Raw genomic sequence first — 3,901 nt, 5'->3', positions numbered from 1 at the left:
ACCCTACAGAATATAGAAAACGGCGGTACAAGCAGAATCTCATCAGACCCGGGGACGGCGTGTACGTGTTCGGGACTGTCAAGCCACGTGACAACCAGCACGGCTCCGACCCCGTCGACGAACTCGTCATCGAGCGGGTCGCTGACCACGACCCGCGGTCGGAACCGATGTTCCTGATCAGTGCTCGGACCCAGCAGGATCTGGTTCACTCACGGCGGTTCGCCCTCTGGCGACTCCCCGCTGGAATCATGTTGATAGTCGGTGGTATCGGGCTGTTGCTCGGTATGTTTGGACACACCATCGGTGTCTCGCTCCCCCTGGTACCGTAGGTCGACAGCAGACGTCCACGAAAGAGGGTGCAAGGCATCCCGACGACCCAACAGGGACACCCGTGGATTTTAATTCAAATCTGACAGAACTACAGGTGTTGGTCGAGGCGTTCGCGGCCGCCAGCGGCGAGGGTGGGCCGGCCAGGACCACGAGTACGCTCACGCTCGGCATGGCGAATCTGCACTTTCACAATCGAGTCCGATTCCCCGATATCAAATGACAGACGATACCCCAGACGACCCCGACGGCGAAGCACAACGAGCCCAGGAACTCCGAGAGACAGTCGATCCCACCACGGCGACGGACGACGAAATCGAGGCCCTGTGTGCGCTTCTCGACGGCCGCCGCGGGCGCTCGGACGCCCACGCAGCACTGTCGAAGATCTCGTCCCATCCTAACTGCACACGACGCGTCGCAGTGGCCCTCCAGCCGTACCTCGTCCACGAGACCAGACGAACACGGGACGAGGCCCTCGACATGCTGACGTGGACCGCACGGACGGACCCGGATGCGCTCGATACCACTGTCGAGTGGCTCTTGGAACACCTGGACACCGAGGACGAGCACATGCGTGACACCTCCGTGACAGCCCTCAGGAAACTCGCCGAGGCCGAGGCTGTCCTCCTTCGATCACACGTGGACGATCTCATTGGCTCTCTCGACGACGACGCTGTGCGGGCCAACGCGATCAGCCTGTTGTCGACGATTTCACACGCCTATCCAGAAGCGATCGCTCCTGCCAGGGACGAGTTGGTAGCACTGTCCGCGGACGAGACGATCGACGCCAGTGCGATTCCGTCGCCGCTCGGCACCGTCGCATTGGTACGGCCAGATATCATTGACCCTGTCGTCGAGATGCTGCGAGAGGAACTCGCTGCGGCGGAGCGAGATCAAGCGCGGATCGGGATTGGGAGTGCACTCGGCAGGATCGCTGTGGCATATCCCGAGGCGGCCCCGATGGTGGTCGAGGAACTGCTGACACTCGCCGAGACGGATCCTGACGACCGGTCCCCTGATATCGACCGTAGTGTCGTACTCAGTTTTCTCGGCGGCATCGGGGCCGCACACCCCGAGACGGTCGTTCCCGAACTGGACCGTCTCAGGGCACTCCTCGACGACGACAACCGACTGGTGCGCTCGTCCGCGGTGGAGACTCTCGGAAACATCGCAACCGTTCGGCCTGCTGCAGTCCGGCCGGCTATCGATGACATCGTGGCGAGATTCGACGACACCAGCGAGGATCTGCAATTCGACGTCGTGACGGCTCTCGGGAAGATCGCAGCAGCTGATCCCGAGATCGCGCCGCGCGTCGTCGCGAAGTTGCACGAATGGTTCGAAGGCGACACGGCAGAAGACGAAGCGGTCGGGAGCGACGCGACAGAATACGGGCTGTTCGACTTGACTGGCAGCGTCGAGGACGAGAATGCGGAGACTCACGACGACTTCGAGTGGCAACTCCAGGAGGACATCATCCGTGCCTACGGCCGAATCGGTGCTGCTACTCCCGACGCCCTCGATCCCGTGATGGACGAGATTCGGGCCTGTCTCGCCGACGAGGACCTCTCAGCAGAGGCTGCCGCTGCGCTCGGTGAGATCGGTGGCGTTCGTCCCGAGGCAGTGGCCCCTGCCGTCGAGGACCTCCGCGAGTTGCTTGCTGAGGGTCCCTACTGGAATCGGAAAGCGGCCGCCAGCGCGCTCGGAACGATTGGGGCCGCAGACCCCGAGGTGGCCGAACTCGTCGTCGACGATTTGCAGCGCCGTCTCGCGGACAGCAACTATCGTGTGCGCGCGGCGGCTGCCGAGGCACTTGGCACGATCGCCACAGTGGATTCGGACGTGGCCGCACGCGTCAGCGAGGAGGTACAGCCACTCCTCGACGACGATGAATGGAAGGCCCGTGCGGCAGCGCTCGAAGCACTCGGACAGATGGGTGCTGCGGATCGAGACACAGCCGAGCGTGTCGTCGACGATCTGCAGACCGGCCTTCGTGATACCGATTCGGACGTTCGGCCGTCGGCCGCGAACGCACTGGCTGCCATCGGCGTTGCCCAGCCAGCGCTCACTGTCACGGCCGTCGAAGCGCTCGAGTCTCGATTCGAGTGTGACGAGGAGTATCTCTTCGTCCGATCGACGATTGCCGAGGGATTGCAGGCGCTCACGGCCACTCACTCCGATGCTGTCACGGTGAGCGACGCCGAACTGCAGCGAGTCGCCGACGCTGACGTGGATTTGGTGGTGGAGTAGCTGCTGGTCTAAGAGAGTCAGTAGGCAGTCCGCTGGTGTGATATACTGTCGAATTTGATTGCGCTCGTCACGTGGATGGAAACAAGCCATTATCCTGTCGCTACCGCCACTTCGCCACGGGGCCGCCGACAGCTCGTCGCTCGATATCGACCTCGTGTTGCCAGAGCGTCTCGCTCCTGTGGCCGGGGTCGTGGGCCACCACCATTGTCACACCGAGATCGCCCCCGATACTCGGCGTCAACGTGTAGAGGTCACATCCTTCGGGCAGAGTGTACTCGAAGGCGTCCCGCTCGGTGCCATCACCCGCCAGAATCCGTATCGTCCCCTCGGCGGTCGCGGTGACGACCACGTCCGACCTCTCGGCGTATTCGGCGTGGAAGAGTCCCGGAAGCGTGACGGACACGGACTCACCCCCGTACTCCCACGAAAGCGTCGTCGTTTCGTCGTTGTAGCTGTCTTCGATGTGCATTCGAAGCCTCGTCTGTCTTTGTTCAGGTTCGAAGACACAGATGGTAACGGTGCCGGTGGTGAATCATTTACCTTCGAAGGTAGATATACTGTCAGGTGTTTCTCACACCGGTGGACTCGTCACCTGCTACGTCAGGTAGCCGCTCCAGACCTGTCTGTGTTGGGGGTGCTGCGAGCGGTCGCGTTCGTTGTACACCATGAACAGCCTGTCGTGTGTCGGGACGAGACGGTCAAGAACGGTGGGTGCTTACACCGTATTCGAAATGAATTTCCGCGTCATTACTGGCTGCTGTCTTTACTTGGTTTTCAGTCGGTTCAAGCCACGGTACAGAGACTTCGATACTGACGTATCGCGAGTGCCGGTCTCGCCGTCGAGGACAGTCAGACGCCACGTCCTCTGGTCTTCGAGGCGCTCGAAGTGTCGTGGTTCGACATTCCGGACTTCGTCGCTGCGGAGACCGTGAAGTGCGAGACCGAGAGCGATACGGCGCCGTGGTACTCGTCCTCAACGAGCGAGGAATCACCGTGGAGAACTTCCCATTAACCAAACCTATCGAATGTAATCCAGAATATCGAGTCCTGTTGAAGTCATCTCTTCACATCGAATTCAGTAAGACCACTCAGTCCTTTAGGTTCAAGTAACATAGCTGAGAACTATTCTGTGTGAGTATACTCTTTCAGCTCGCTGGGGTTGTAATTTCGATACTCGGAGTTGCATATGTCGCCAAACCAAGGCAGATATACCACTTCGGTCTTGATTTCTTACGCGACCCCCAATCGGAACCGTCTGAGCCCTCTGATATAATCATCTGGCTATACCGATTCATTGGGGTTTGTCTCGTCATTGTCGGCGTGTCAA

At 60.4% G+C, this 3,901-nt stretch carries 3 protein-coding genes and 1 pseudogene; 3 read left to right on the top strand and 1 reads right to left on the bottom strand.

The genetic code is table 11. The features are described from left to right. Both QT222_RS04870 and QT222_RS04865 read left to right on the top strand, forming a co-directional pair. A pseudogene (locus QT222_RS04870) lies at positions 1–329 on the top strand (DUF3592 domain-containing protein); the annotation flags it as partial. A 217-nt stretch (positions 330–546) separates the two neighbouring features. Then, on the top strand, positions 547–2,574 hold the full coding sequence (locus QT222_RS04865) for a HEAT repeat domain-containing protein (RefSeq protein WP_491476488.1): 2,028 nt from the start codon (positions 547–549) through the stop codon (positions 2,572–2,574). A gap of 100 nt (positions 2,575–2,674) precedes the next feature. On the opposite strand, the gene QT222_RS04860 is transcribed toward QT222_RS04865, so the two are convergent. Then, positions 2,675–3,043, bottom strand: coding sequence for a hypothetical protein (locus QT222_RS04860; RefSeq protein WP_491476487.1), 369 nt, complete (start codon positions 3,041–3,043; stop codon positions 2,675–2,677). A gap of 662 nt (positions 3,044–3,705) precedes the next feature. Between QT222_RS04860 and QT222_RS04855 the strand changes: the two genes are divergently transcribed. Next, positions 3,706–3,901 (top strand): DUF6199 family natural product biosynthesis protein (locus QT222_RS04855; protein ID WP_491476486.1); only part of this gene is annotated, 196 nt, incomplete at its 3' end.

It is taken from the genome of Haloferax sp. s1, assembly GCF_058382125.1.
Note: the sequence above shows the minus strand (reverse complement) of the source record. Positions and strands in the feature narration are given on the sequence as shown.